General features: G+C 70.4%; 16 protein-coding genes. 7 read left to right on the top strand and 9 right to left on the bottom strand.

What is annotated here, in order from left to right:
- The 4 genes from D7X55_RS13895 to D7X55_RS13880 form a co-directional block, all read right to left on the bottom strand.
- Window positions 1-715, bottom strand: a 715-nt coding sequence (locus D7X55_RS13895) for a hypothetical protein (protein WP_199746959.1), incomplete at its 3' end; no start/stop codon positions are given.
- Window positions 716-725: 10 nt separating this feature from the next.
- A complete protein-coding gene (locus D7X55_RS13890; RefSeq protein WP_120546470.1) occupies window positions 726-1883 on the bottom strand; it encodes an amidohydrolase family protein in 1158 nt (385 codons plus the stop codon).
- A complete protein-coding gene (locus D7X55_RS13885; protein WP_147442616.1) occupies window positions 1883-3835 on the bottom strand; it encodes a radical SAM protein in 1953 nt (650 codons plus the stop codon). Before D7X55_RS13885 ends, D7X55_RS13890 begins: the two co-directional genes overlap by 1 nt.
- A 3-nt stretch (window positions 3836-3838) precedes the next feature.
- The gene (locus D7X55_RS13880; RefSeq protein WP_120546486.1) at window positions 3839-6034 is read right to left on the bottom strand and encodes a TOMM precursor leader peptide-binding protein; all 2196 of its coding nucleotides are present in this window, start codon (window positions 6032-6034) and stop codon (window positions 3839-3841) included.
- A gap of 79 nt (window positions 6035-6113) precedes the next feature.
- On the opposite strand from D7X55_RS13880, the gene D7X55_RS13875 reads away from it, so the two are divergent.
- Window positions 6114-7787: a protease pro-enzyme activation domain-containing protein gene (locus D7X55_RS13875; RefSeq protein ID WP_158626370.1), complete on the top strand. Its 1674-nt coding sequence runs from the start codon at window positions 6114-6116 to the stop codon at window positions 7785-7787.
- Window positions 7788-7789: 2 nt separating this feature from the next.
- Here D7X55_RS13875 and D7X55_RS13870 read toward each other — a convergent pair whose 3' ends face one another.
- Together D7X55_RS13870 and D7X55_RS13865 are read right to left on the bottom strand one after the other, a co-directional pair.
- Window positions 7790-10282: a response regulator gene (locus tag D7X55_RS13870; protein WP_147470107.1), complete on the bottom strand. Its 2493-nt coding sequence runs from the start codon at window positions 10280-10282 to the stop codon at window positions 7790-7792.
- 26 nt (window positions 10283-10308) lie between these two features.
- Entirely contained in the window at window positions 10309-11061 is a 753-nt protein-coding gene (locus tag D7X55_RS13865; protein ID WP_120546466.1) for an ATP-binding protein, read from the bottom strand.
- A gap of 251 nt (window positions 11062-11312) precedes the next feature.
- Between D7X55_RS13865 and D7X55_RS13860 the strand changes: the two genes are divergently transcribed.
- From D7X55_RS13860 to D7X55_RS13850, 3 genes are read left to right on the top strand one after another with little or no spacing between them, the layout of a single operon-like run.
- Entirely contained in the window at window positions 11313-11744 is a 432-nt protein-coding gene (locus D7X55_RS13860; RefSeq protein ID WP_120546465.1) for a response regulator, read from the top strand.
- 1 nt (window position 11745) lies between these two features.
- A complete protein-coding gene (locus D7X55_RS13855) occupies window positions 11746-14160 on the top strand; it encodes a PAS domain-containing protein (RefSeq protein ID WP_121723303.1) in 2415 nt (804 codons plus the stop codon).
- A gap of 7 nt (window positions 14161-14167) precedes the next feature.
- Window positions 14168-16831 (top strand): GAF domain-containing protein, encoded by a 2664-nt coding sequence (locus tag D7X55_RS13850; RefSeq protein WP_199746958.1) that lies wholly within the window; start codon window positions 14168-14170, stop codon window positions 16829-16831.
- Window positions 16832-16882: 51 nt separating this feature from the next.
- Here D7X55_RS13850 and D7X55_RS13845 read toward each other — a convergent pair whose 3' ends face one another.
- A complete protein-coding gene (locus tag D7X55_RS13845) occupies window positions 16883-18472 on the bottom strand; it encodes an MBL fold metallo-hydrolase (protein WP_120546462.1) in 1590 nt (529 codons plus the stop codon).
- A gap of 204 nt (window positions 18473-18676) precedes the next feature.
- Window positions 18677-19087, bottom strand: a complete 411-nt coding sequence (locus tag D7X55_RS43340) for a hypothetical protein (RefSeq protein ID WP_158616128.1) — start codon at window positions 19085-19087, stop codon at window positions 18677-18679.
- Between the two features lie 572 nt (window positions 19088-19659).
- On the opposite strand from D7X55_RS43340, the gene D7X55_RS13835 reads away from it, so the two are divergent.
- Window positions 19660-20229, top strand: coding sequence for a DUF4879 domain-containing protein (locus D7X55_RS13835; RefSeq protein ID WP_158616127.1), 570 nt, complete (start codon window positions 19660-19662; stop codon window positions 20227-20229).
- A 252-nt stretch (window positions 20230-20481) separates the two neighbouring features.
- Window positions 20482-20604: a hypothetical protein gene (locus D7X55_RS45340; protein ID WP_255425008.1), complete on the top strand. Its 123-nt coding sequence runs from the start codon at window positions 20482-20484 to the stop codon at window positions 20602-20604.
- Between the two features lie 537 nt (window positions 20605-21141).
- Here the strand turns inward: D7X55_RS45340 and D7X55_RS13825 are convergent.
- On the bottom strand, window positions 21142-21774 hold the full coding sequence (locus D7X55_RS13825) for a glutathione S-transferase family protein (protein WP_120546459.1): 633 nt from the start codon (window positions 21772-21774) through the stop codon (window positions 21142-21144).
- Between the two features lie 199 nt (window positions 21775-21973).
- Between D7X55_RS13825 and D7X55_RS13820 the strand changes: the two genes are divergently transcribed.
- A partial coding sequence (locus D7X55_RS13820; protein WP_147470106.1) for a hypothetical protein occupies window positions 21974-22479 on the top strand: 506 nt, incomplete at its 3' end.

The following is a 22479-nucleotide window of genomic DNA, read 5'->3' as shown; positions in this document are numbered from 1 at the left end:
GGTTGGGCAGTTCTCCCCGGAAGCGGTAGGTGGCGCCCGCGCGCGTCTGGTGGCCCCAGCCTCGTGAGCGCAGGTGGAAGAGCAGGTCGTGCGGCTCCCACTGCTTGAGCGCCGTCTGTGTCTCCTCCGACGCCGGCACGTCCAGGCCGTTGGGCACCAGGATGCCCGTCTCCGCCAGCAGGCGCACCAGCTCGCGCAGCGTGAAGGACTCGATGCCGGTGTTGAACTGGTTGAGCCGCGCCAGCAGCGTGGGGCGGGCCATGTCGAAGAGCAGCGACACCACGCGCCGGTCATGCAGCGCCGCCGTGGCGTGCACCGTGGGGCAGTCCAGCACCGCGCGGCCCTCCGCCATGCGCGTGTGCGCGAAGCGCGACAGCTGCAGCGGCTGGGACGCGTCGAACGTCGCGCGGTGGCGCAGGAAGGACGCGGACGCGGGCGTGAGCGTGAGCAGCAGGTTGCCCCGCTCCTCCACCGTCCACGACAGCAGGCCGCCGTCCCCGGCCAGGTCCAGCCAGTACCAGGCCAGCGTCGTGTCCGAGCCCGCGGCGGCCGGCACCTCCGTCTCGTGGATGCCTCCGTCCGCGAGCGATTCGAAGACAGCGCGCACACCGGGAGCCAGCGGGCCCAACCGCAGCGAGCGGCCAGGGCCCTCCACACGCGCGTCCTCCGCGTCGGGGCAACGCAGCGCCACACCTTCGGCGAGCGACAATCTCATTCGTGCGGCCTCACGGTTCCACACCGTAGAACCGAGTCGGGTTTTCCCAGAGAACCTTTCGTAGACGACTTTCGGTCATCACGTCACGCAAGGACAGCATCGCACCCAGCACATCCTCTCCGTGGTCCAGATGCGGGAAGTCGCTTCCAAAGACGAGGCGGTCCTCCGGGAGGTGTCGCACCACGTCAGACAGGTAGGGCTCATCCGGCTCCATCGAAACGAAGCAGTGCTGGCGCAGGTAGGAGGAAGGGAGCTGTCGGATGGTGGCGGAGACCTCTGCACCCACAGCGCGATATTCCTCGTCCAGGCGCCACGCCCAATACGGCAACCAGCCGCAGCCGGCCTCCATGGCGCCAATGCGCAGGGCCGGGTGCCGCTCCAGCACGCCCCCCTGGAGGAGCGCCAGCAGCCCCATCATCAGCTCCATGGGGTGGGCGCAGACGTGGTTGGCGAACCGGGTGTCGAAGCGGTCCGCGCCCGCGGACGGCACGTAGACGTGGCCGCTGCCGTGGAGCACCACCGCGAGTGAGAGCTTCTCGCACTCGGTCCAGAAGGGCTCGTAGGCGGGGTCCGACAGGAGGCGGCCGTTGATGGGGTTGGGGCGCACCATCACGGCGCGCCAGCCGAAGCCCGCGACGCGGCGGACCTCCGGCACCATGGCCTCCGGTTCGTGCCGGCTGATGAGCCCCACGCCCCGCAGGCGCTCCGGCTGGTGCGCGCAGAAGCCGTGCAGCCACGTGTTGTAGACGGACGCGTACGCCGTCGCGACGCGGGGCTTCAGCGGGGAGAAGCCCTCCAGGAGCAGCGCGTACGTGGGGAAGAGCGCCGCCATGTCCACGCCGTCGCGGTCCATCTGGGCCAGGTACACGTCCGGCCGCTGCAGCAGCTCGTTGCGCCCCAGCTGCGTGTAGGAGCGCGCGGAGAACTCCACCCAGGCCCGCTCCGGCATGTGGTTCCACAGCGGCTTGCCGTCCACCTCCGGCAGGGGCAGCACGGGCAGCAGCCCCTGGGGGCCCAGGCGCTCCAGCCGCGCCTCCAGCGGTTCGTCCGGGAGGCGTCCCGGGCGGGGCGCGTGCTTGCGCAGGCCGGGCTCCAGCTGCTCCGCCCAGAGGCTCAGCGGCTCCAGGACATGCCGGTCCGCGTCGAAGATGCGAAGGCCGTCACGCATCAGGGTCCCCAACTCGCCAGTTCGTCGCGCACGTCCTTGAGCAGCGCCTCCAGCAGGCCGGTGCGGCGGGCCTGCGTGCGCAGGGCCTGCTCTTCCTCGACCTCCAGGGTGCCCGGCTGGCCACCTCGCGCCGCCACCGCGCGGTCGCACAGCTCGCGCAGGAATTCGTGGTGCTGCGGCTGGAGCGCCTGGAAGCCTTCGCCCCACCGCGCGACGAAGTCCACCAGCACGTCGCGTGAGGCCTCCGGCACGTCGCGGCGGTCGGGCAGATCGCGGCTCAGGCGCACGAAGAGGTCCGGGAACACGTCGCGCATCGCGGTGGCGAAGCCCGGCGGCACGTAGACGGGCTGCGTGTCCGGCACCAGGTCGCCCTGGCGCTCGGTGGCCAGCACCGCGTCGAAGTCCGTGAAGAGGCGCTCGTGGCGGCGGCGCTCGTTCTGGTTGCGCGCGAGGAAGAACACCGCGCGCGGCAGCATCGCCGGGGCGGTGCGGCGCACCTCCGCGAGCGTGTCTCCCACGGCCTGCCGCTCCGGGGGCGTCAGCGCCCAGGCGGTGGTGGCCTCACGCAGGAAGCGGTCGGTGACGGCCTCCGGCCAGTGGGGCTCGCGCACCTGGGGCGGGCGCTGGATGCCGGCGATGAAGCCCCGGATGCGCTCGCAGGCGGCGTCCCAGGTGGACAGCCGCTCCACCAGGTCGCGGAAGCCTTCGAGCAGCTGGGGCCGCGTCATGCCCAGCGGCATCACGTTGAGCACGATGGCGCCCCGGTCCTTCGCGTGTGTCTTCCGGGGCGTGGCGAGCCGTCCTTCCGCGCGCAGCCGCGTCCACAGCTTCGTGCCGCGCGGAGCTTGCAGCGGCGCCACCACCACCCAGGGCAGGTGCGTGCGCTGGATGTTCGCGTGCAGCGAGTCGAACACCGCGGGCGTGTCCTGGTCGAACCCGACGATGAAGCTGCCCCGGGGCCCGATGCCGTGCGCCTGGATGCGCAGCAGGTCACCCACGAGGTCCGCGCGCACGTTCTGGTGCTTCTGCGCTTCCTTGAGCGCGCCCGCGTCGAAGGACTCGATGCCCAGGACGACGGTGTAGAAGTTCGCGTCCGCCATGCCTTCCAACAGCGCGGCGTCGCGGCTCAGGTTCATCGTCACCTGGGTGAAGAAGCGCAGCGGGCGGGGCAGGGCGCGGTTGAGCGGCACCAGTCCCGCGAGCACCTCCTTCGCGTATGCCGCGTCGCCGATGAACTCGTCGTCCGCGAAGAAGACGCCCTCCGCGCCGAGCGCCGCGTGCGTGCGCACCTCCTCCAGCACGCGCTCCACCGGCTTGTGCCGCTGCTTGCGGCCGTACAGGTAGATGACGTCGCAGAACGAGCAGTCGAACGGACAGCCGCGCGTGGTCTGCACGGAGCCCCACGCGTAGCGCGGGAAGTCCTTCGCGACGGCGTCCCAGCGGGGCAGGGGGCTTTCGCCCAGCGACGGCTTCTCCAGCTGCCGGTACTCCGGCGCGTACTCACCGCCGAGCCAGTCCTGGAGGAAGCGCGGCCAGGTGCGCTCCGCCTCGTTGACGAAGAGCGCGTCGAAGAAGCCGCGGTAGTCCTCCGGCGCGGCGGAGACGGCGGGGCCGCCCGCGACCACGGTGGCGCCCCGGTCCCGGAAGAGTCCTCCCAGGAAGCGCGCCTGGTAGGTGAGGGCGGAGTACATCACCGACACGCCGACGATGTCGTAGTCCCCCAGCTCCGTGTCCGCGCGCAGCTGGCCGTGCAGCTCCTCGTCCCAGATGTCCACCTGGAAGTCCGCCGGCGTGAGCGCCGCGAGCGTCGCGCAGGCCAGCGGCGTCATCGTCGCGCGCTTCACCAGGCCGCGCTCGGCGTCGAAGTCCTCCGTCTCGCGGTCCACGTGGCGCCGGTCAGGGCCGCACTGGACCAGGAGGATGCGGGGCCGCTCTTCGGGGGACGGGGCCATCACTCAGAAGTAGAAGGGCACGGGGTTGAGCTGCGCTTCGGTCTTCGGGGCCTTCAGCCACCCCATGCGCACGGGGACGTCATACAGCCGGCCCGGACCCAGCCGGGGCCAGAAGTGCCGCAGCCCCGGGACGATGACCTTCACCGCGGATACGCCCACGTCGGGCCGTGATTGCTCCAGCACCAGCGTCTCCAGGCCCACGCTCGCGGCCCGGGCCACGCACTCGCGCACGTCGTCCCGCAGGTCCTCGTGCCACACGCGCGGGAAGCCGGCGCGGACGCGCGCGGGGACGCCGTCGTCGGGGAAGAGCCAGGAGACGTCTTCATGCGCGCGGGCGTCCCAGGGCGACGGGGCCGTGTCCTTCGGGTCGTAGCACTGGGCCAGCTCCGTGAGCGCGCGCTGCACGGCGAGCTTCGGATCGAAGTGGCTGCCGCACCCGGCCCAGGCCCGCCCGCGCTCCGGCGACCACGCGAGGGCCGCGAACACCGGGATGCCCAGGTCGTGCGTGAGGTCCAACACCGACAGCTGGAGGCCGAGGGCTTGATAGTGCGCCTCCGAGGACGTGAACCACGGCTCGTCGAAGGAGCGCAGGTCCACGCGCGGACGGCGCAGGCGGTTGTACCACCAGAGCGCCACCGCATCGCGCTCCACCAGCTCCAGGAAGCCCTGGAGGATGGCCTCCTCCACGCAGTTGCCCGCCGCGTTGCCGTTGGAGTTGAAGAAGCAGAACGGCCCGTCTCCCGGCACCGGCGTGGGCGCGAAGAGGTACGCGAACGCCGTGGGCACGTACCGGTGCACCCCGTGCGTGAGCGACCACGCGGGGCTCCAGTCCATGGGTTGATCCGCGTACGGCCGGGGCACCGCGGTGCGCATGTCGCGGCGGCCTTCGCCTTCGGTCCGGGCCTGGAACTGCGCGGCGCTGAAGTGCTGGAGCGCGTCCGGGGAAATGGCCCGCGCGCCCAGCTGGGACGCCGTGGCGTGGACGCGGGGCTCGTCGCCCTGGAACACCGCGCTGTAGCGCTCCAGGGCCTCGCACAGCGCGCCCGCGCGGGCCTGGGCCTCCGTGCGGCCCTTGCCGCTGGCCACGCGGTGGAAGTCGTCGGAGGCCGGCGCGTCCGTCCACGGGCACACGCGGAAGACGGCGGACTGGATGTGGCCCAGCGGCGCGTCGCCGGGCACCGCGCGCAGGTCGCTCACCACGCCTGTCACCGGGCTGATGAGGTGGCGGTGGCGCTCCCAGGTCTGCTCGGGAGTGAGGATGCGATGGCCGCCGTCGTCGGTGAAGCGCTTGGGGCGCGAGGCCAGCTCCAGGGGCTTTGTCGCGCGCGACTCCATCCAGCGCGGGTCACCGCAGTCCGGGCATTGCGGCCGCCGCGCCACCACGTGCGACTCCAGCTTGCAGGTGGCGAAGTCCAGCGTCCAAAGGCGCGTCTTCCCCTCGCTGTCCGCCCGGTCCACCACCCAGCGGGCCACGAGCGTCGCCGCGAGGGACAGTCCCGCCTTCGCGGTGGTGGGCAGGCCCGTGCGCGGCGGGCGGACGGCGCGCGGTGGGGTGCCCCTGCGCGCGAGGTACTTCTCGATGGGGCGGTTGTCCAACAGCCGCGACGTGAGGCACGTCCAGCACGCGCGCTCGCCGGTGCCCACCACCGGGCCCGCGTGGCACGCGGTGCCGGACACCTTCAGCGGGAGGAACGGGACGCCCGCGCTCAGTGATTCACGGGCCAGCGCGAGCGCGTCCTGCGACAGGTAGTCGTCCACCAGCAGCACGTGGCGGTCGGCGTCCTCGCGCACGTCCAGGCCGGTGTCGCGCAGCGCCTCCGACAGCCCCTCGCCGTCTTCTCCGTCCACGGCGCGCACGGCGACGGACACGTCCAACAGGCGCCCGGCCGCGATGGCCGCGCCCACGCCCAGCGACTCCCAGAAACCCGCGACGCTGGCGTCGAAGACGTCGTGTGCTTCCTCCACGTGTCCGCGCTCCTCCAGGAGCGACAGCGCGTAGAGCACCTCCGGCGCGGAGGCTCGCCCGGCAAGCGCGGCGATGACGTTCGCCACGGTGCGCTCGCCATCCAGCAGGGGCACGATGCTCGCGTGCAGCTCGCCCTCCAGCAGGAACTGGGCGCGCTCTCCAACGAGGAACACGCGCCGCGCGTCGAGCACCTCGGCGCGCAGGTGGGGCTTGATGCGGAGGACTCGGTCCATGGGCAGGCGGGCGAGCCTAACCGGGCCTCGCGCCCGTGGATACGACCGGGCCCGGACTCCGCGTGATAGAAAGCCGCGCATGGCCCGCATTCCCCTGACGCAGAGCGCGCGTGTCTCCCCGGCGTCCATCCACCCTCCGCTCCGGAGCCGCGCCGCCACCGGCACCGTGGAGGTGACCCTGCTCCTGCGCCACGGCATGCCGCTGCCCACGGTGGCGGAGCTGTGCGCCAATCCCCCGCGCCGCCCGCTCACCCACGATGAGTTCGAGGCGAAGTACGGCACGAACCCCAAGCACCTGGCCATCGTGCGGCGCTTCGCGAAGGCGAACGGCCTCACCCTCACCTGTGAGCGGAGCGACCGCGCCTACGTCGTCCTGAAGGGGACGACGGCGGCGATGCGCAAGGCCTTCGGCGTGGACCTGCGCCGCTTCACGCACGGGCGCACGTCCTATCTCACCCACACGAAGCCGGTGACCCTGCCGCGCGCGCTGGAGGGCGTGGCGGAGTGGGTGCTCGGTCTGGACACGCGGCCGCTCGTCACGCACAACGCGGCGGCCCTGCCCATCTCGCGCGACATGGCCCGGCAGGCGGGGCTTCGCTCCTACACGGCGCCCCAGGTGGCCAGCCTCTACCGCTACCCGCGCAACCAGGGCGAGGGCCAGTGCGTGGGCATCATCGAACTGGCGGGCGGCTACAAGCAGGCGGACCTGGATGCGTACCTGGAGTCCGTGGGCGTGGAGCGCACCGCGCCGGTGGTGAACGTGGGGCCGAACAAGCCGAGGCGGCTCAACACCGCCTCCGACGCGGAGGTCACCATGGACGTGGAGCTGGTGGCCTCCGTGTGTCCTGCCGCGCGCGTCGTCGTCTACAACGCGGGCTCCAAGGACTACTCGCTGCGCGACTACCACCACGTCCTGGCGGAGGCCATCAGCGACCGGGAGAACCTGCCGTCGGTGCTGACCACCAGCTGGTCGTTCTACGAAGGGTCGCTCATCCAGCAGGGCGAGGAGCTGGCCTTCGAGCGGCTCTTCATCGAAGCGGCGCTGCTGGGCATCACCGTGTGCGCCGCGTCTGGAGACCTGGGCTCGCAGGTTCCGGTGAATGCCCACTCACCCACGGGCGCCATCACCCTGGCCGCGACGAGCTATCCCGCCGCGAGCGCGCTGGTGCTGGGCTGCGGCGGCACGACGCTGGAGGCGGTGGGGGAGGAGCTCCACCATGAGCGCGTGTGGAACCGCCTGAGCGAGGCGATGTCCATGGGCCCCAGCGCCACGGCCGCGGGCGCGAGCAGCGGCGGCGTCAGCACCATGAACGCGCTGCCGCTGTATCAGCAGGGCTTCGGCGTGCCGGACCTGGTGAAGTCGTCGTGGAAGAACGGCGTGTTCAACGTCGCCCGGAGCACCGGCCGCGGCGTGCCGGACGTCGCGGCGAACGCGGACCTGCACACCGGCTATCAAATCGTCTTCAGGGGTCAGCAGGGCGTGGCCGCGGGCACCAGCGCCGCCGCGCCCATGTGGGCCGGGCTCATCGTCCGTCTCAACGAAGCGCTGGGCGGGCGCGTGGGCTTCCTCCACCCCCGGCTGTACGCGCTCGTCACCGAGGGACAGCCCGTCGTCCGGCGCATCACCCAGGGCGGCAACGGCGCCTACTTCGCCAGCGACACGCACCTGTGGAACGCGTGCACGGGCCTGGGCACGCCGGACGGCGAAGCGCTGCTCACGGGCCTGCGCCGGCTCCAGCGCCGCAAGCACTGACGCTAGCGCACGGCCTGGAGCGGCGGATCCACCAGCGGGTGCCGCCCGGTGAGCGAGGCCAGGACGATGATCAGCTCCGCGGGCTCGATGGGCTTGGGCACGTGCATCTGGAAGCCCGCGAGCAGCGCCCGGGTGCGGTCCTCCATCCGCGCGAAGGCGGTGAGCGCGATGGCCGGCGTCTGGCCTCCCTGCTCTGGCGGCAGGGCGCGCAGCTTGCGGATGAAGGAATAGCCGTCCTCTCCCGGCATTCCGATGTCGGAGACGATGACCTGGGGGCGGTGGACGTGGTGCTTCTCCAGCCCTTCACGGGCGCTGGACGCCGTGAAGACCTGCGCCCCGCGGTTCTCCAGCACCACGGCGAGCAGCTCGAGCGCGTCGGGCTCGTCGTCCACCACCAGCACCTGCAGCCCCTTCAGCACTTCCGGCAGCAGCGAGGGGGATTCCAGGCGCGCCTGGGACTGGAGGAGCGGCGCGCTTCCCCGCGACGACACCGCGGCCGCCAGCGGCAGCGTCAACCGGAAGAGGGCGCCCCGTCCCTCGCCCTCGCTCGTGGCATCGATGGTGCCTCCGTGCAGCTCCGTGAGGTGCCGCACGATGGCCAGCCCCAACCCCAGGCCGCCGTGCTTCCGGGTGGAGCTTCCGTCCACCTGCCAGAAGCGCTCGAAGATCTGCCCCAGGTAGGCCCGGGGGATGCCCTGGCCGGTGTCCTGGACCTCGATGCGGACGTGGCCCTCCACCCACCGCAGGCGCACGGTCACCTGGCCGCCCCGGGGCGTGAACTTGATGGCGTTGGAGAGCAGGTTCCAGACCATCTGCTGCAGCCGGTCCGCGTCGCCGTGGATGGAGCCCGTGCCCGGGGGCAGCTCGGCGCTGAGCGTGACGCCCTTCGCCTCGGCCGCGTGCCGCACGGAGTCCAGCGCCGCCTCGATGAACGCGGCGGGGTTCACCGGGCGGATCTCCAGCCGCATCTTGCCGGTGATGATCCGCGACACGTCGAGCAGGTCCTCGATGAGCTGCGTCTGCACCTGCGTGTTGCGCTCCACCGCCTCCAGGGCCCGGGCCGTCTTCTCCGGGCCCAGCTGCCCCGTGCGCAGCATCCGCGTCCAGCCCAGCATCGCCATCAGCGGGGTGCGCAGCTCGTGGGAGACCGCGGCCAGGAACTCGTCCTTGGCGCGGTTGGCCTGCTCGGCGACCACGTGCTCGGCCTTGGCCATCTCGAACAGCCGGGCGTTGTCGATGGCGATCTCCGCCCGCCGCGCCAGCTCCTGCACCAGCTCCAGATCCCTCGCGCCGTAGCGGCGGCCCGTCCGGGAGGCGCACACCATCAGCGCGCCGAAGACGCGCCGCTGCGCCCACAGGGGCACGATGATCCACGACCCCGGACGGATCCGCTCGTCGACCCCCGGGCCCAGCGTCTCGTGGAGGACCGCGTCGGTGAGCTCGGGCAGGAGCTCCGGCACGCCCGTGCGCAGCACCCGCTCGACGCCGTGGCGGGCGGTGGCGGACGGAGTGAAGTCGCGGTGCTGCGCGGGCAGGAGCGGCACCCGCGAAGGGTCCGCGTGGGCGGCCATCACCTGGCGCACCGGCCCGTCATCGTCCTGGATGTAGACGGCGCACCAGTCGCCCAGCCGGGGGAGGAGCAGCGCGGACAGCCGCTCCAGCGTGACGGACATCTCCAGCGAGGCGGTGAGCATGGTGCTCGCCTCCGCCAGGAAGCTCAGCGTCTCCGCCGCGCGCTTCTGATCATCGATGTCCGTGCAGGTGCCCAGCCACTGGAGGATGCGGCCGTGCGCGTTGCGCAGCGGCAGTGCCTGGATGAGGTGCCAGCGCCAGGTGCCGTCCACGTGGCGCCGGATGCGGCCCTCGCACTCGAAGGGCTCCCCCGCCTGACGGCTGTCATTCCACCGGACCAGGCAGCCCACCACGTCGTCGGCGTGCATGACGTCCCGGGGGAGCAGGGGCGCCGCGCTCCCGCGCTCCTCCGTCGAGGACACCGGGGGCAGGCCGGTGTAGTCGTACCAGCGCCGGTTGAAGTAGTCCGGGCGCCCGTCCGGGCCCGCGGTCCAGACAATCTGCGGCAGGGCCTCCGCGAGCGCCCGGTGCCGCTGCTCCGCCAGGTGCAGGCGCATGGCCTGGCGCAGGCTCTGCTCCAGCTGCTCCGCGGACAACCGGCTCTTGGCGATGTAGTCGGACGCGCCCGCCTTCATCAGCTCGACGGCCGTCTCTTCGCTGCCCTGGCCGGTGAGGACGATGATGGGGGAGCGCGAGCCCCGGCTGCCCAGCTCGCGCAGTACCCAGAACCCGTCCTCTCCCGGCAGGAAGAAGTCCAGGAGGATGACGTCGAAGGACCCCGCCTTCAGGTGCTCCAGGGCCTCGCTTCCGCTGGTGGCCTCCACCACGTCCACCGCGAGCCCGGTCGTGCCCAGCAGGCGCTGGACCATGAGCCGGTCGACCTCGTCGTCATCGACGAGCAGCAACCGGAGGTGTTCGGCCACGGGGAGAGGGGAAGCAGGGGTGACACTCACGAGATGCGTTCCTCGGACCCGGGCCAGGTGAAGTGGAAGGTGGCGCCCGCGCCTTCGGCGGACTCGACCCAGACCCGGCCGCCGCGTCCCTCCACGAGCTTCTTGACGACGCACAGGCCCATGCCGGCGCCCTCGACCTTGTCGCGCGAGACGAGCGTCTGGAACGGGTTCCAGATCTTCTCGTGGAAGCGCGGAGCAATCCCCGGGCCGTCATCCGCGACACGGAAGTGATGGAAACCCGCGGTGGGCTCCACCTCCACGCGGATCCGCACGTCCTCGCGGCCCGCGTGTTTCAGGGCGTTGGAGAGCAGGTGCTGGAAGACCTGCTGGAGCGCGGCGCGCTCCGTGACGAGCACCGGCATCCCGGGCCCCACCTCCAGCCGCGCCGGAGGCCCGGGGGACAGCCGCTCCAGCGTCTCGTGGATCAACCGGTCTACCGGCACGGGCTCGGACTTGTGGCGCGCGCGGTCCGCGCGGCTGTAGTCCAGCAGGCCATCGAGCATGGCCTCCATCCGCTGCACGCGTCCGCGCAAAAGCTCCAGCTGCCTGCGCGAGCCCTCGGACAGCCGCGGTCCCAGGTCCTCCTCCAGCCACTGGGACAGGTTGGCGATGCCGCGCAGCGGGGCCCGGAGGTCGTGGCTGGCCACGTAGGTGAACTGCTCCAGGTCGGCGCTGTTCTGGCGCAGGGCCCTGCGCAGGCCCTGGACCTCGGCGAGGAGTTCATCCTTTGTCTTCTGGGAGTCATCCATGGGAGGGGGACCGCACGGCACAACGGGTCCTTTGCCATACCGTCCCCGCGAGAGGGCCCTCAATCCATGGGCGCGGAGTGGAGGATAGATGACACTCTCCAGCCGCCCTCCCGAGCAGGCGGGCGAAGGGTGGCGTCGTAAAGCAGACAATCGCCCGAAGGTGCCTGATATCCGCACGGAAGCGAACGCTAGATGCCAGCGCGCTCGGACTCTTCCTGGGTCGCGACGCCGTGCAGGCTCGAAAGGCTCCGATGACCGCCGCCACCTCCGGTGACAGAACGCTGCACATCCTGTTGATTGAAGACGACGAGGTGGACGTGATGAACGTCCGCCGCGCCTTCCAGAAGAACCACATCGCCAACCCGCTCTACGTCGCCACCAACGGCCTGGAAGGCCTGGAGATGCTGCGCAACGGGAAGGTGCCCGAGGGGCGCCGGCTGGTGCTGCTGGACCTCAACCTGCCCAAGATGAACGGCCTTGAGTTCCTGCGCGTCCTGCGCGCGGATCCGGAGCTGCGCACTGTCTCCGTGGTGGTGCTCACCACGTCCGCGGACGAGCGGGACAAGATCGACGCGTACAACCTGAACGTCGCCGGCTACCTGCTCAAGCCCGTCACGTTCATCAACTTCGTGGAGGTCATGGCAACGCTCAACAAGTACTGGACCCTCGTGGAGATGCCCTGAAATGACCGTGCAGTGGAAGCCAGGAACCGACGCGGCGGCCCGGGTCTTCGCGGACGGTGGAGAGCTGGGCGCGCTGTGCCGCGCGAAGGACTGGAGCACGCACCCCATGGGGCCCGTGGAGGGCTGGCCCCAGAGCCTCAAGACCGCGGTGAGCATGGTGCTGGGCTCGCAGTTCCCGCTCATCGTCCTGTGGGGGCCGGAGCTCTACCAGTTCTACAACGACGGCTACCGCCTGCTCATGGGCAGCAAGCACCCCGCGGGCCTGGGGCAGGGCAACAAGGAGTGCTGGCCGGAGGTGTGGCACATCAACGAGACCATCTACCCGCGCGTCCTCAACGGGGAGACGGTCACGTTCGAGGAGCGGATGTACCCGCTCGCGCCGCACGGGTACCCGGAGGAGTTCTACCTCACGCTCTGCTACAGCCCGGTCCGCGACGAGACGGGCGCCGTGGGCGGCGTCTTCGTCTCCATCTTCGACGTCACCCGGGAGGTCCAGGCGCGCAAGGAGCGTGACCGCGCCCTGGCGGAGGCGCGTGCGGAGCGCGAGCGCCTGTATGAAGTCTTCATGCAGGCCCCGGCCATCATCGCCGTGCTGGAGGGGCCCGAGCACCGCTTCACCGTGTCCAACCCGCTGTACCAGCAGCTGACGGGCAACCGGGAGCTGGTCGGCAAGCCCCTGCGCGAGGCCCTGCCCGAGATCGCGGACCAGGGCTTCCTGCAGCTGCTGGACAACGTGAGGGCCACCGGCCAGCCGTACATCGCGCACGACGCGCTGGTCCGGTTGGATCGCAAGGGCACCGGCGTCGTGGAGGACGTCTACGTCGACTTCGTCTACCAGCCGCTCAAGGACACGAACGGCACCGTGTTCGGCATCATGGCGCACGCGGTGGAGACCACGGAGCAGGTGCTGGCCCGCAGGAGCATCGAGGCGCTCGCCGCCGAGCGCGCCGCCATGCTGGGCCACATCGCGGACGCGGTGATCACGTTCGACCCCGCGGGCCGCGTCAGCTTCATCAATGAAATGGCCCGGACCCTCTACCCGGGACTGCGCATCGGCGAGCCCATTGCCACCCAGGGCTTCCGGCAGGAGCGGGTGGACGGCACGCCGCTCTCCGCCGACGAGCTGCCCGCGGTACGGGCGGGGCGGGGGGAGCGCGTCCTCAACGAGGTGTGGATCATCTGCACGCCGGATGGCCACAAGCAGCGTGTCCAGGGCAGCGCCGTCCCGGTGTACACCGACACCCGCGTCCATCTGGGCGTGGTGCTCACCGTGCGCGACATCACCCAGCAGCACCGCCTGGAGCAGCAGCTGGAGCTGGAGCGCAACCGGCTGACCCAGGTCTTCATGCAGGCGCCCGCCTCCATCATGGTGGCCCGCGGGCCCCAGCACGTCATCCAGGTCGCCAATCCGGGCTACGCGCAGATGACGGGCGACCGCCCCCTGGTGGGGAAGACCATCCCGGACGCCTTCCCGGACCTGGCGGGCCAGGGCCTCTTCGAGCTCTACGACCAGGTGTACGCCACGAAGCAGCCCTTCGTCGGGAACGAGGTGCCCGTGCGGGTCGCGCGCTTCGGCCGGGTGGACGACGCGTACTTCAACTTCGTCTACCAGCCGCTCATCGACGAGGACGGGGGGACCTTCGGCGTCATGACCCATGCGGTGGAGGTCACCGACATGGTGCGCGCCCGCCATCAGGCGGAGGAGCGGACGCGGGAGCTGGTGCGGCTCACCCAGGCGCTGGAGCAGTCCAACCGCGAGCTGGATCAGTTCGCCTACGTGGCCTCCCACGACCTCAAGGCGCCGCTGCGCGGCATCGCCAACCTGGCGGAGTGGCTCAAGGAGGAGCTGGGCACGAACCTCACCGTCCAGGCCCAGGAGTTCATCACGCGGCTGCACGGCCGCGTGCACCGCATGGAAGCCCTCATCGACGGCATCCTCACCTATTCCCGCGCGGGCAAGGTGAGCGAACAGGGCCCCGTGGACACGGGCGTCCTGCTCCGGGAGGTGGTGGAGCTGCTGGCCCCGCCGCCCGAGGTGCAGGTGGTGCTGCCGCCGGGCGCCCCCACGGTGAGCGCCGAGCGCGTGAAGCTGCAGCAGGTGTTCCTGAACCTCATTGGCAACGGCCTCAAGTTCACCCGCCTGCACCGGCCGGATCCGCGCATCCAGGTGACGTGGAAGGACGTGGGAGAGCAGTACGAGTTCTCCGTCGCCGACAACGGCCCGGGCATCGCGCCGGAGTTCCACGAGCGCATCTGGGGCATCTTCCAGACGCTGGAGAGCCGCGACAAGGTCGAGGGCACCGGCATCGGGCTGTCCGTGGTGCGGAAGATCGTCGAGACCCGTGGCGGCAAGGCCTGGGTGGACTCCGTGCCGGGCGGGGGCGCGGCCTTCCGCTTCACCTGGCCCAAGGCGTGAGGAATCCATGAAGCATGGCGAACGCTCCGCGCCCATGATGGCCGCTTCCAGCCCCCCCTTCCTCGCCGGGGAGGGGGAGATGGCGGCGCGCATGCGCGAGTTTGACTGGGCCAGCTCCCCGGTCGGTCCGGTGGAGCAGTGGCCCCAGACCCTGCGCACCGCGGTCAGTGTGTGCCTGGCCTCCAGGCACCCCATCGAAATCTGGTGGGGACCCGAATACGCGCGCCTCTACAACGACGCGTACCGGCCCATCCTCGGGGCGACGAAGCACCCGCAGTTCCTGGGGCGCCCCGGCCGGGAGTGCTGGGGGGAGATCTGGGACGTCATCGGGCCCATGCTCGACAGCGTGCGCGACACGGGCAAGGCGACGTGGTCGGAAGACTTCCCGCTGATGCTGATGCGCAACGGCTACCTGGAGGAGACCTACTTCACCTTCTCCTACGCGCCGCTCTGGAGCGAGGACGGTAGCGTCGGCGGCATCTTCTGCGCCTGCGCGGAGACGACCTCGCGCCTCTTGAGCGAGCGCCGGCTGCGGCTCTTGCGCAACCTGGGCGCGCAGACGGCCGCGGCGCCCATGGCCTCCGTCCACGAGGCCAGCGAGCACTCCCTGCGGACGCTCGCCACGGGCCGCGAGGACGTGTCGTTCGCGCTGCTGTACCTGCTCGCACCCGACGAGAAGGAAGCCCACCTGGAGGCCGCGCTGGGGCTCGAGGCCGGGGGACCGGTGAGCCCCCAGCGCCTCCTCGTGGAGGACGAGGGCCCGTGGCCCTTCGCGGAGGCCGCCCGCACGCGGCGGCCCGTCCACGTGGCCTGCGCCGGGCACGCCACGCCCTGGCCGGGGGGGGCCTGGCCCGAGCCGTCCCGCGAGGCGGTCGTGCACCCGCTGTTCCGGTCCGGTGAGAGCGCGCTCCAGGGCTTCCTCGTGATGGGCGTCAGCCCGCGCCGCGCGCTGGACGCGGCGTACCAGGACTTCTTCGACCTGGCGGCCGGGCACGTCGCGACGGCGGTCTCCAACGCGCGGGTCCACGAGGAGGCCCGCCTCGCCACCCGCCGCGCGCAGCTGGGCGCGGACGTCGGCGCGGCGCTGACCCGCGCGGAGCCGCTGGGTGAGCAGCTGCGGCAATGCTGTGAAGCCATCGTGAAGCACGTGGACGCGGCGTTCGCGCGCATCTGGGTGCTCGACCCGGCGCGAGACGTCCTGGTGCTCCAGGCGAGCGCCGGGATGTACACCCACCTGGACGGCGCGCACAGCCAGGTGCCCATGGGGGCGCTCAAGATTGGCGCCATCGCCCAGACGCGTCAGCCGCACCTCACCAACGACGTGCTGAACGACGAGCGCGTGGGCGACAAGGGCTGGGCGGCCCGCGAGGGCTTGCGGTCCTTCGCCGGCTACCCGCTCGTCGTGGGTGGGGAGCTGGCGGGCGTGATGGCGCTGTTCTCCCGGAACGTGCTGGATGCGGACACGCTGCGGCTGATGGCCTCCGTCTCCAACTCCATCGCCGTGGGCGTCGAGCGCAAGCGGGTGGAGGACGAGCGGGCCCTGGCGATGGCCCGGGAGCAGGCGGCGCTCGCCGAGGCCGAGCGGCAGCGCTCCCGGCTGGAGTCGCTCTTCATGCAGGCCCCCGCGGGCATCTGCGTCCTGCGCGGGAGCGACCACGTCTACGAGTTCGCCAATCCGCGCTACCTGGAGCTCATCGGGGGCCGCGACGTCGTGGGCAGGCCGCTGAGGGAAGCGCTGCCCGAGCTGAAGGACATCGTCGTGCCGCTGCTGGACCAGGTGTACGGCACGGGCGAGCCGTACTTCGGGGATGCGCTCCAGGTGCCGCTCATGCGCAAGGGCCGGATGGAGGACTGCTTCTTCAACTTCATCTACCAGCCCATCTACGACGCCTCCCGGGGGGTGGAGGGCATCGCCGTCATCGCCTTCGAGGTGAGCGAGCAGGTCCGGGCCCGCCAGCGCGCGGAGCGGCTCACGCAGGAGCTGGCGGTGACCAACCAGGACCTCGATCAGTTCGCCTACGTCGCGTCACACGACTTGAAGGCCCCGCTGCGCGGCATCGCGAGCTTGTCGGAGTGGATCGAGGAATCGCTCGCGGACAAGATGGACGGGGAGACGCGCAACCAGATGCGCCTGCTGCGCGGACGCGTGCACCGGCTGGAGGCGTTGATCAACGGCATCCTCAGCTATTCGCGCGTCAGCCGGATCCGCGAGAAGGTGGAGACGGTGAACGTCGGCACGCTCCTCGCGGAGAGCCGGGACCTGCTCTCGCCGCCCCCGGAGGCGAGCATCGTCATCGCCCAGGGGATGCCCACGCTCCAGGCGGAGCGCGCGCCGCTCCAGCAGGTCTTCCTGAACCTGATGAGCAACGCCCTCAAGCACGCGGGGCGGCCGGACGTGCGCATTGAAATCAACTGCGCGGACGCGGGCGCGTTCCACGACTTCACCGTGAAGGACAACGGGCCCGGCATCGACCCGCGCTACCACGAGCGCGTCTGGGGCATCTTCCAGACGCTGGAGAGCCGCGACAAGGTCGAGGGCACCGGCATCGGGCTCTCGGTGGTGAAGAAGATCGTCGACACCCGGGGCGGGCGCGTGGCCATCGACTCCGAGCCAGGCGCGGGCGCGACGTTCCACATCTTCTGGCCCAAGCAGCCCCGCGTGCTTCCGTAGCCCGCGTTGGCGGGGCACGGAAGCCGCGGGAGGGCCGCGCTCACTCCGCGCTCACTCCAAGATGCGCTCCAGGGTCAGGAACGGCCGGGCGGCGGGGATGCTCCGGCCCTTGCAGACCTCGATGAACTTGTTCGATTCGATCATCTGGGGCGCGGTCTCGTCGTACTGGAGCACCATGACGTGCCGCAGCCAGGGCTCCTGTCCCATGGCGTAGATGAAGACTTCCTTCGGGTTGAGGTGGTTCAAAATCTCCGTGGCGCGGGCGCTGTCGGAGCCGTTGAGCCGCCGCGACTGGTCCATCTTGCGCGGCAGGGGCTGGGTGAGCAGCGGGCCGTACATCCAGCTCATCGGGCCGCCCTCGCACTCCATGCCCAGGTAGAGCGCGTCCAGCGGGCCCACCAGCTGCGACAGGTGCTGGTACATGCGCGGCTCCAGCGCGTTGGAGTCCGCGGCCATCAGCAGCGAGCGGCCCGCCAGCCGCACCAGGTGCGCCGTCTTCGCCTGCACCGCCAGGTCGCTGTGCTCGCCGATGAAGGGGATGCCCGTCAGCGAACCGCCGGGGATGGGAATCTCCTGCAGGTCGTCGATCTCCACGACGTTCTTGAAGCCGGTCTTCTCCAGCACCAGGCGCAGCGAGGGGTCCGCCAGCGAGTACGCGTTCGCGCGCGGCACCACGATGGTCCCGATGCGGTGACGCAGCTGCAGCAGCGTCTCCATCATCAGGTGGTCCGCGTGGCCGTGCGTAATGAGCACGTAGTCGATCTTCTCCGGCAGGTCCGCGTGGGTGAAGCGCGTCTGCGTCGTCGGGAACTCGTAGCTGATGACGGGGTCGGTGAGGACGGACACCTCGCGCGTCTCCATCAGCACGCACGCGTGGCCGAAGTAGCGCACGCGCACGCCGGGGCCGGTGTAGGGCTCGGGCTTGCGCGGGGCGGCTTCCGTGAAGAGGTCCGCGAACGCGTCCGCGGCGGAGGAGGGCACGCCCAGCATCTCCGCCACCTGGCCGGGGCTGCCCGGCGTGTGGCGCATGCGGAAGAGCGCGTCGATGCCCTCGTGACGGTAGGGCACCTGCAGCCACAGGGGCGAGTCCCCCTCCAGGCGCGGCGTGCTGAAGACGTACTTGCGCGCGTCACCGGCCACGCGCATCAGCGAGATGCTCTGCGACGATTCCTTGTAGAGGCTGCTGCGGTAGAGCAGCGGCTCCATGATGCGGGCGTTCGCGCGGTGCGCGAGGTCGTAGTGCAGCTCCACGTAGCCCCGGAGCATGTCCGGCACCTTGGCGTAGAGCGGCTCCAGCGACTCACCCTTGGAGCTGGCGAGCAGCTGCTCCAGGTCCGACACGGCCTTGGTGTAGGCCAGCATGTCCGCCTGCTCGCGGGTCGTGCGGTCGAGCAGCGCCTTCACCTCGTTCACGCGGGACACGGGGTGGTTGATGAAGGGGCCGCCCATGAGCGCCGGGTTCTGCAGCGCGGCCACGTGCACGTCCGGGTTCGCCACGAACGACTGCATCAGCTTCAGGTGCAGGCGGGAGACGAACAGCGGCGCGGTGGCGGGGGAGATGAGGTACCACCAGACGTACCACTGGTTGAACAGCGGCTCGATGGCGACATCGGGCTTCAGGTACATCGGGCGGTCGAGCATGGAGTTCTCGCGAAGGTGGATGCGCAGGCCCCGGGCAGGCCCGGGAGCACGCTAAGCCCGCCAATGTCGATGATTCCTGCCCTGACTTCAAGGTGCCGACTTCCGGGGCAGGCCTGGAAGGCGGCCATGGGCACCCCTTGCCCGCGGACGTCTTCGCGGACGGAGCGTCGCAGTCGAGCACGCTCACCATAACCAGATGCTCGGTTACAGCAGCTCGCGCAGCTTCCCCTCCGCGGTGCGGACCAGCTGGCTGGCGCGCTTGTGGAGCCACAGGCCGAAGGGCTGCACGCGCTCGCGCTTCATGGGCCTGGGCGGTTTCTGCATGCTCTCGTCGAAGGGGATGATGGCCCGTTCGCCCGTGGTGGACACCACGCGGGAGTCGAAGGCGAAGGACTTGAAGGTGTGCCAGCCGCCGTGGAAGACGAACAGGGCCTCCAGGTCCGCGTTGCCGGTGGCCTCGACGAGCTTGCCCGGCTTCGCTGTCCTCCAGCGGCCGATGCGCGCTTGGGGAGAGGTGCGCGCCAGACGTGCTCGCCGTCCACGAGGACCTCCCAATACCTGTCCGGGGCCAGGTGGTACTGGCGGCGTGTCACCCGCTTCTTCGTCGCGTTCCACGGCGCGCCGTCCTTGAAGCCCAGCTTGCGGTAGCGCGACAGCAGGGCTTCGACGCGGGAGGTCTCGATGCGGGAGACGAGGTGCGCGCCGTTCAGCGTCCCGCGGCAGACGAGCGACTGCGCGCCACGCACCTCGACATCGACGTGCAGCAGGCTGCCGAGCCGGTACAGGGTGTGCCGCCGCTCGACGGGCCCGAGCCCCTTGAAGACGTTCGGGTCTCCCTTGTCGAGCGTGCCCTCGCTCCAGACGCGCAGGGCACCGCCCTGGTTGTAGAGCCAGACCTCGTCCTTCGTGTCGAGCTGGGGATCCGAGTACCAGATGGGCTCCCCATCGTTGAGCTTCTGCAGCCGCTTCCAGTCAGGCATGGGGCCTTGTCTCACGCGAGCTCAGGATGACCCAGGGCGAAAGCGCGCGAAGACAATCACCCGGGTTTCCCCGCACCCGGCGAAGTCTCAGACGACCGCATTTTTCATGGTTTCAATTCAAGTATTGAGTGTGTGTTGTGTTCTCTCTATGTTGCTCTGGACACGCACTCCGCGTGCTCGAATCCCATCTCAGCCTGGAGAATGACCATGCACGCCAAGATGCTTGCCGTTGCCTTGTCCACCGTCGCGATGACCGCTTCCGCCGCTGACTTCACGCCCGCGGAGCCGGCGCGCCGTTACGTTGAGTCCACGCTCCGCGGGGAGACGCTGGATGTCAGCAGCCAGCGCCTGGGCCGCGTTCCGGAGGCGGGTCGCGTGACGACGCTGGGGCCCGCTCCCGCGCTGAGCTACGTGCAGGTGTACGCGGTCGGCTCCAGCAACGTGGGCTGGGAGTACGTGTCCTCGTCGGCGTTCAGCACGACGTACGATCACGGTGGCGCCGTGATGCTCGTGGCCGTGCTGGAGTTCGGCTATGGCACCTCGCGCTACGTCACGATGGCCGGCAGCGTGCTGTCGGGCTCCGCCAACTACGCCAACGACAGCATCTGTGACGACGGCTTTGGCAACGCGGTGACGCCGTGCTCGCCGGGCCAGACCATCATCGGCTTCCTGCGCTACTACGACGTGTCCGGGAACCAGAGCGGGTCGTTCTACTACCAGAGCACGTCCATCAACTCGCCGTTCAACACCATGTCGGACTCCATGTCGATCCTCTGAGCTTCCAGCTCGATGCTCGGTGGATGAAGCACAGCGGCCCGCCCTGAACACCCAGGGCGGGCCGCATTGGCGAAACGAAAGGTTTCAACCCGGCGTCAGCAGATGCCGTCGCGGGACGCGCAGTAATTGATGCAAACGGAAGGTCCGGTGGGGCTGCGGCATTCGCTGCCGTCGCAGCAATACATGGTGATCCAGGAGGCCTGCTTCGAGTCCCCGCTGGCCGAGGCGCACTGAGCCTCGCACGTGGCCGCCGTGCCCGCACACGTGGTGCCGTTGGCGCACGACATGTACACCTCTCCGTCGGACGTGCCCCCACAGCCCGCCAGCATCCCTGCCGCCATCAGCCCCGCGATGATTGCCTTGCGCATCGTGTGATGTCTCCTGGATGGGTACCGCGCAGGGCATGGTATGCGGGGATTTCCATTCTTGGGGAAATGGGAACGGAGGCCTGTGCGCCGGGCAGGTGCTTGCCGCCTGTGCAGCCGGGCTCCGTCTCACACGAGGACTCGCCCTGACGACGGTCCGGACTTTCTGCGACGCATCCACGGCCGCAGTGACAAGAGTGGCGCGGCGATGCGTGCCGGGCCGATAGGCGTTTTATTCTCGACCGAGGAGGTCAGGCGGTGCGTTTCATTCAGCGGGGACGTAGATACCGTGGCCGCGATGGCGCTCGCGGCGGGCTCATGTTGTGAGGAGGTCACGCAAGATCTGCCGCAACACCTGGTCGATGGGCTGGAGTATGGACCCTTCGGCCGGGATTACCTCCGGGCCTTGGATGAGTCCAGGTTCCCAAACTCCGCGATGGAGATGCGGCTCGCCGCATCCAAATCCACGGAGAGGACATCTCCGGCGAGCAAGTCCATCAGCCTGAGTAATGTCATTGCGGTCCTCTCCGTGAAGCAGCTTCACTGCTCAGGCCCACTCCGTCAGCCCCTCGCGCTGGTACAGGGTCGCGAACGAAGGCCGCGCCTTCAACTGGGTGGCGACCGCGGCCAGGTGCGGCCACGCCGTGGCGGGCTTCGGCATGTTGCGGGACCAGCGCATCAGCATGACGAGGTAGAAGTCCGCGACGCTGAGCGTCTTCCCCAACAGGAAGGGGCCGTTCGCCGCGAGGTGCGCATCCAGCACCTGCCACGCGCGATCGATGCGGCCCGCGACGGTGGCGCGCACGGCTTCGGCGTGAGCCTCCCCCGCGGGCTCGTGGGGGTACCACCACTGCCGGAACAGCGGCTGCACCATGTTCGCCAGGTGGAACATCCACTGGTAGTAGGCCATGCGCGCCGCGCTTCCCGGCGCGGGAGCCAGGCTCGCCTCCGGATGGCGGTCCGCGAGGTACGTCACCAGGGCCGCGGCCTCGAAGTGCGGCTTGCCGTCAATCAGCAGGGTCGGCACGACGCCGTTCGGGTTGAGCGCCAGGTACTCGGGGCGCTTCTGCTGTCCGGCGCTGGTGTCGACGCGTTCCAGGGAGTGCGGCTGGCCGAACTCGATCAGTACCCAGTGCACCAACATGCTGGCGGCCCCCGGCGAATAGTACAGCGTGTACATGCGGTCTCCGTGCGAACGGGTTGACGAGGTACGGCATCGTCTCAGGAATCGCGGTCCTGGAGAGCGCCGTTCCGCGGGGGGGCGTACGCTCCTTGCCGCCTGTGCAGCCGGGCACTCAGCCTTGTGTAGCGGGCTGCACACCCGATCGGAAGAAGGGGGGGCTTCACGGCTGGCCCCGTTGGTGCACTGCTAACGCTCCATGTGCCGGGAACGCGCCGCCCCCCCTTTTGACGGCCTTCGCGCCGCCCAGCCCAGCGAGCACACCCGCTGGCTGGCGGAGCCGGATGAGCCCGCGCTGCGCGAGCTGCTCCACGCGCGCTACGCCGGAAGCTACTCCTACCGCTTCCTCCATGAGCCTGGAGGGGCCTCGCGGCTCTGGAGGGCCGGCGCGCTGCTCAGCCTGGGAGAGTTCGACGCCCGGGGCACGCTCCTCTGGCACACGGGGCTGTGGTGCAAGCCGGGGCGGGACTCCCTGGACTCGGGGCTCTCCCTGGCCCTGTCCAGCCGCCGCACCGCCATGGACCGCTCCGAGCACGAGCGGCTGTGGCGCCACCTCCTGGACTTGCTCCAGGCGCGCGTGGGCTTCCTGCATCAGCAGACGTCCACGCTGCACCTCATGGCGCAGCGCTACGCGTCGCGCTTCATGCGGGCGGTGCCGGTGGGCCTCATCGTCGACTACACCGAGGGGGAGACGCTGGTGGGGGT

It is taken from the genome of Corallococcus sp. AB049A (genome assembly GCF_003668885.1).
In the GTDB taxonomy this organism is placed as follows: domain Bacteria; phylum Myxococcota; class Myxococcia; order Myxococcales; family Myxococcaceae; genus Corallococcus; species Corallococcus interemptor.
This window is presented reverse-complemented; position numbering and strand designations above follow the sequence as displayed.

Excerpts from the sequence above, each read along its gene's own strand:
- D7X55_RS13890 (WP_120546470.1), bottom strand. The coding sequence starts at position 1,883 with ATGCGTGACGGCCTTCGCATCTTCGACGCGGACCGGCATGTCCTGGAG.
- D7X55_RS13885 (WP_147442616.1), bottom strand. The coding sequence starts at position 3,835 with ATGGCCCCGTCCCCCGAAGAGCGGCCCCGCATCCTCCTGGTCCAGTGC.
- D7X55_RS13880 (WP_120546486.1), bottom strand. The coding sequence starts at position 6,034 with ATGGACCGAGTCCTCCGCATCAAGCCCCACCTGCGCGCCGAGGTGCTC.
- D7X55_RS13875 (WP_158626370.1), top strand. The coding sequence starts at position 6,114 with ATGGCCCGCATTCCCCTGACGCAGAGCGCGCGTGTCTCCCCGGCGTCC.
- D7X55_RS13865 (WP_120546466.1), bottom strand. The coding sequence starts at position 11,061 with ATGGATGACTCCCAGAAGACAAAGGATGAACTCCTCGCCGAGGTCCAG.
- D7X55_RS13860 (WP_120546465.1), top strand. The coding sequence starts at position 11,313 with ATGACCGCCGCCACCTCCGGTGACAGAACGCTGCACATCCTGTTGATT.
- D7X55_RS13855 (WP_121723303.1), top strand. The coding sequence starts at position 11,746 with ATGACCGTGCAGTGGAAGCCAGGAACCGACGCGGCGGCCCGGGTCTTC.
- D7X55_RS13850 (WP_199746958.1), top strand. The coding sequence starts at position 14,168 with ATGAAGCATGGCGAACGCTCCGCGCCCATGATGGCCGCTTCCAGCCCC.
- D7X55_RS13845 (WP_120546462.1), bottom strand. The coding sequence starts at position 18,472 with ATGCTCGACCGCCCGATGTACCTGAAGCCCGATGTCGCCATCGAGCCG.
- D7X55_RS13835 (WP_158616127.1), top strand. The coding sequence starts at position 19,660 with ATGCACGCCAAGATGCTTGCCGTTGCCTTGTCCACCGTCGCGATGACC.
- D7X55_RS13825 (WP_120546459.1), bottom strand. The coding sequence starts at position 21,774 with ATGTACACGCTGTACTATTCGCCGGGGGCCGCCAGCATGTTGGTGCAC.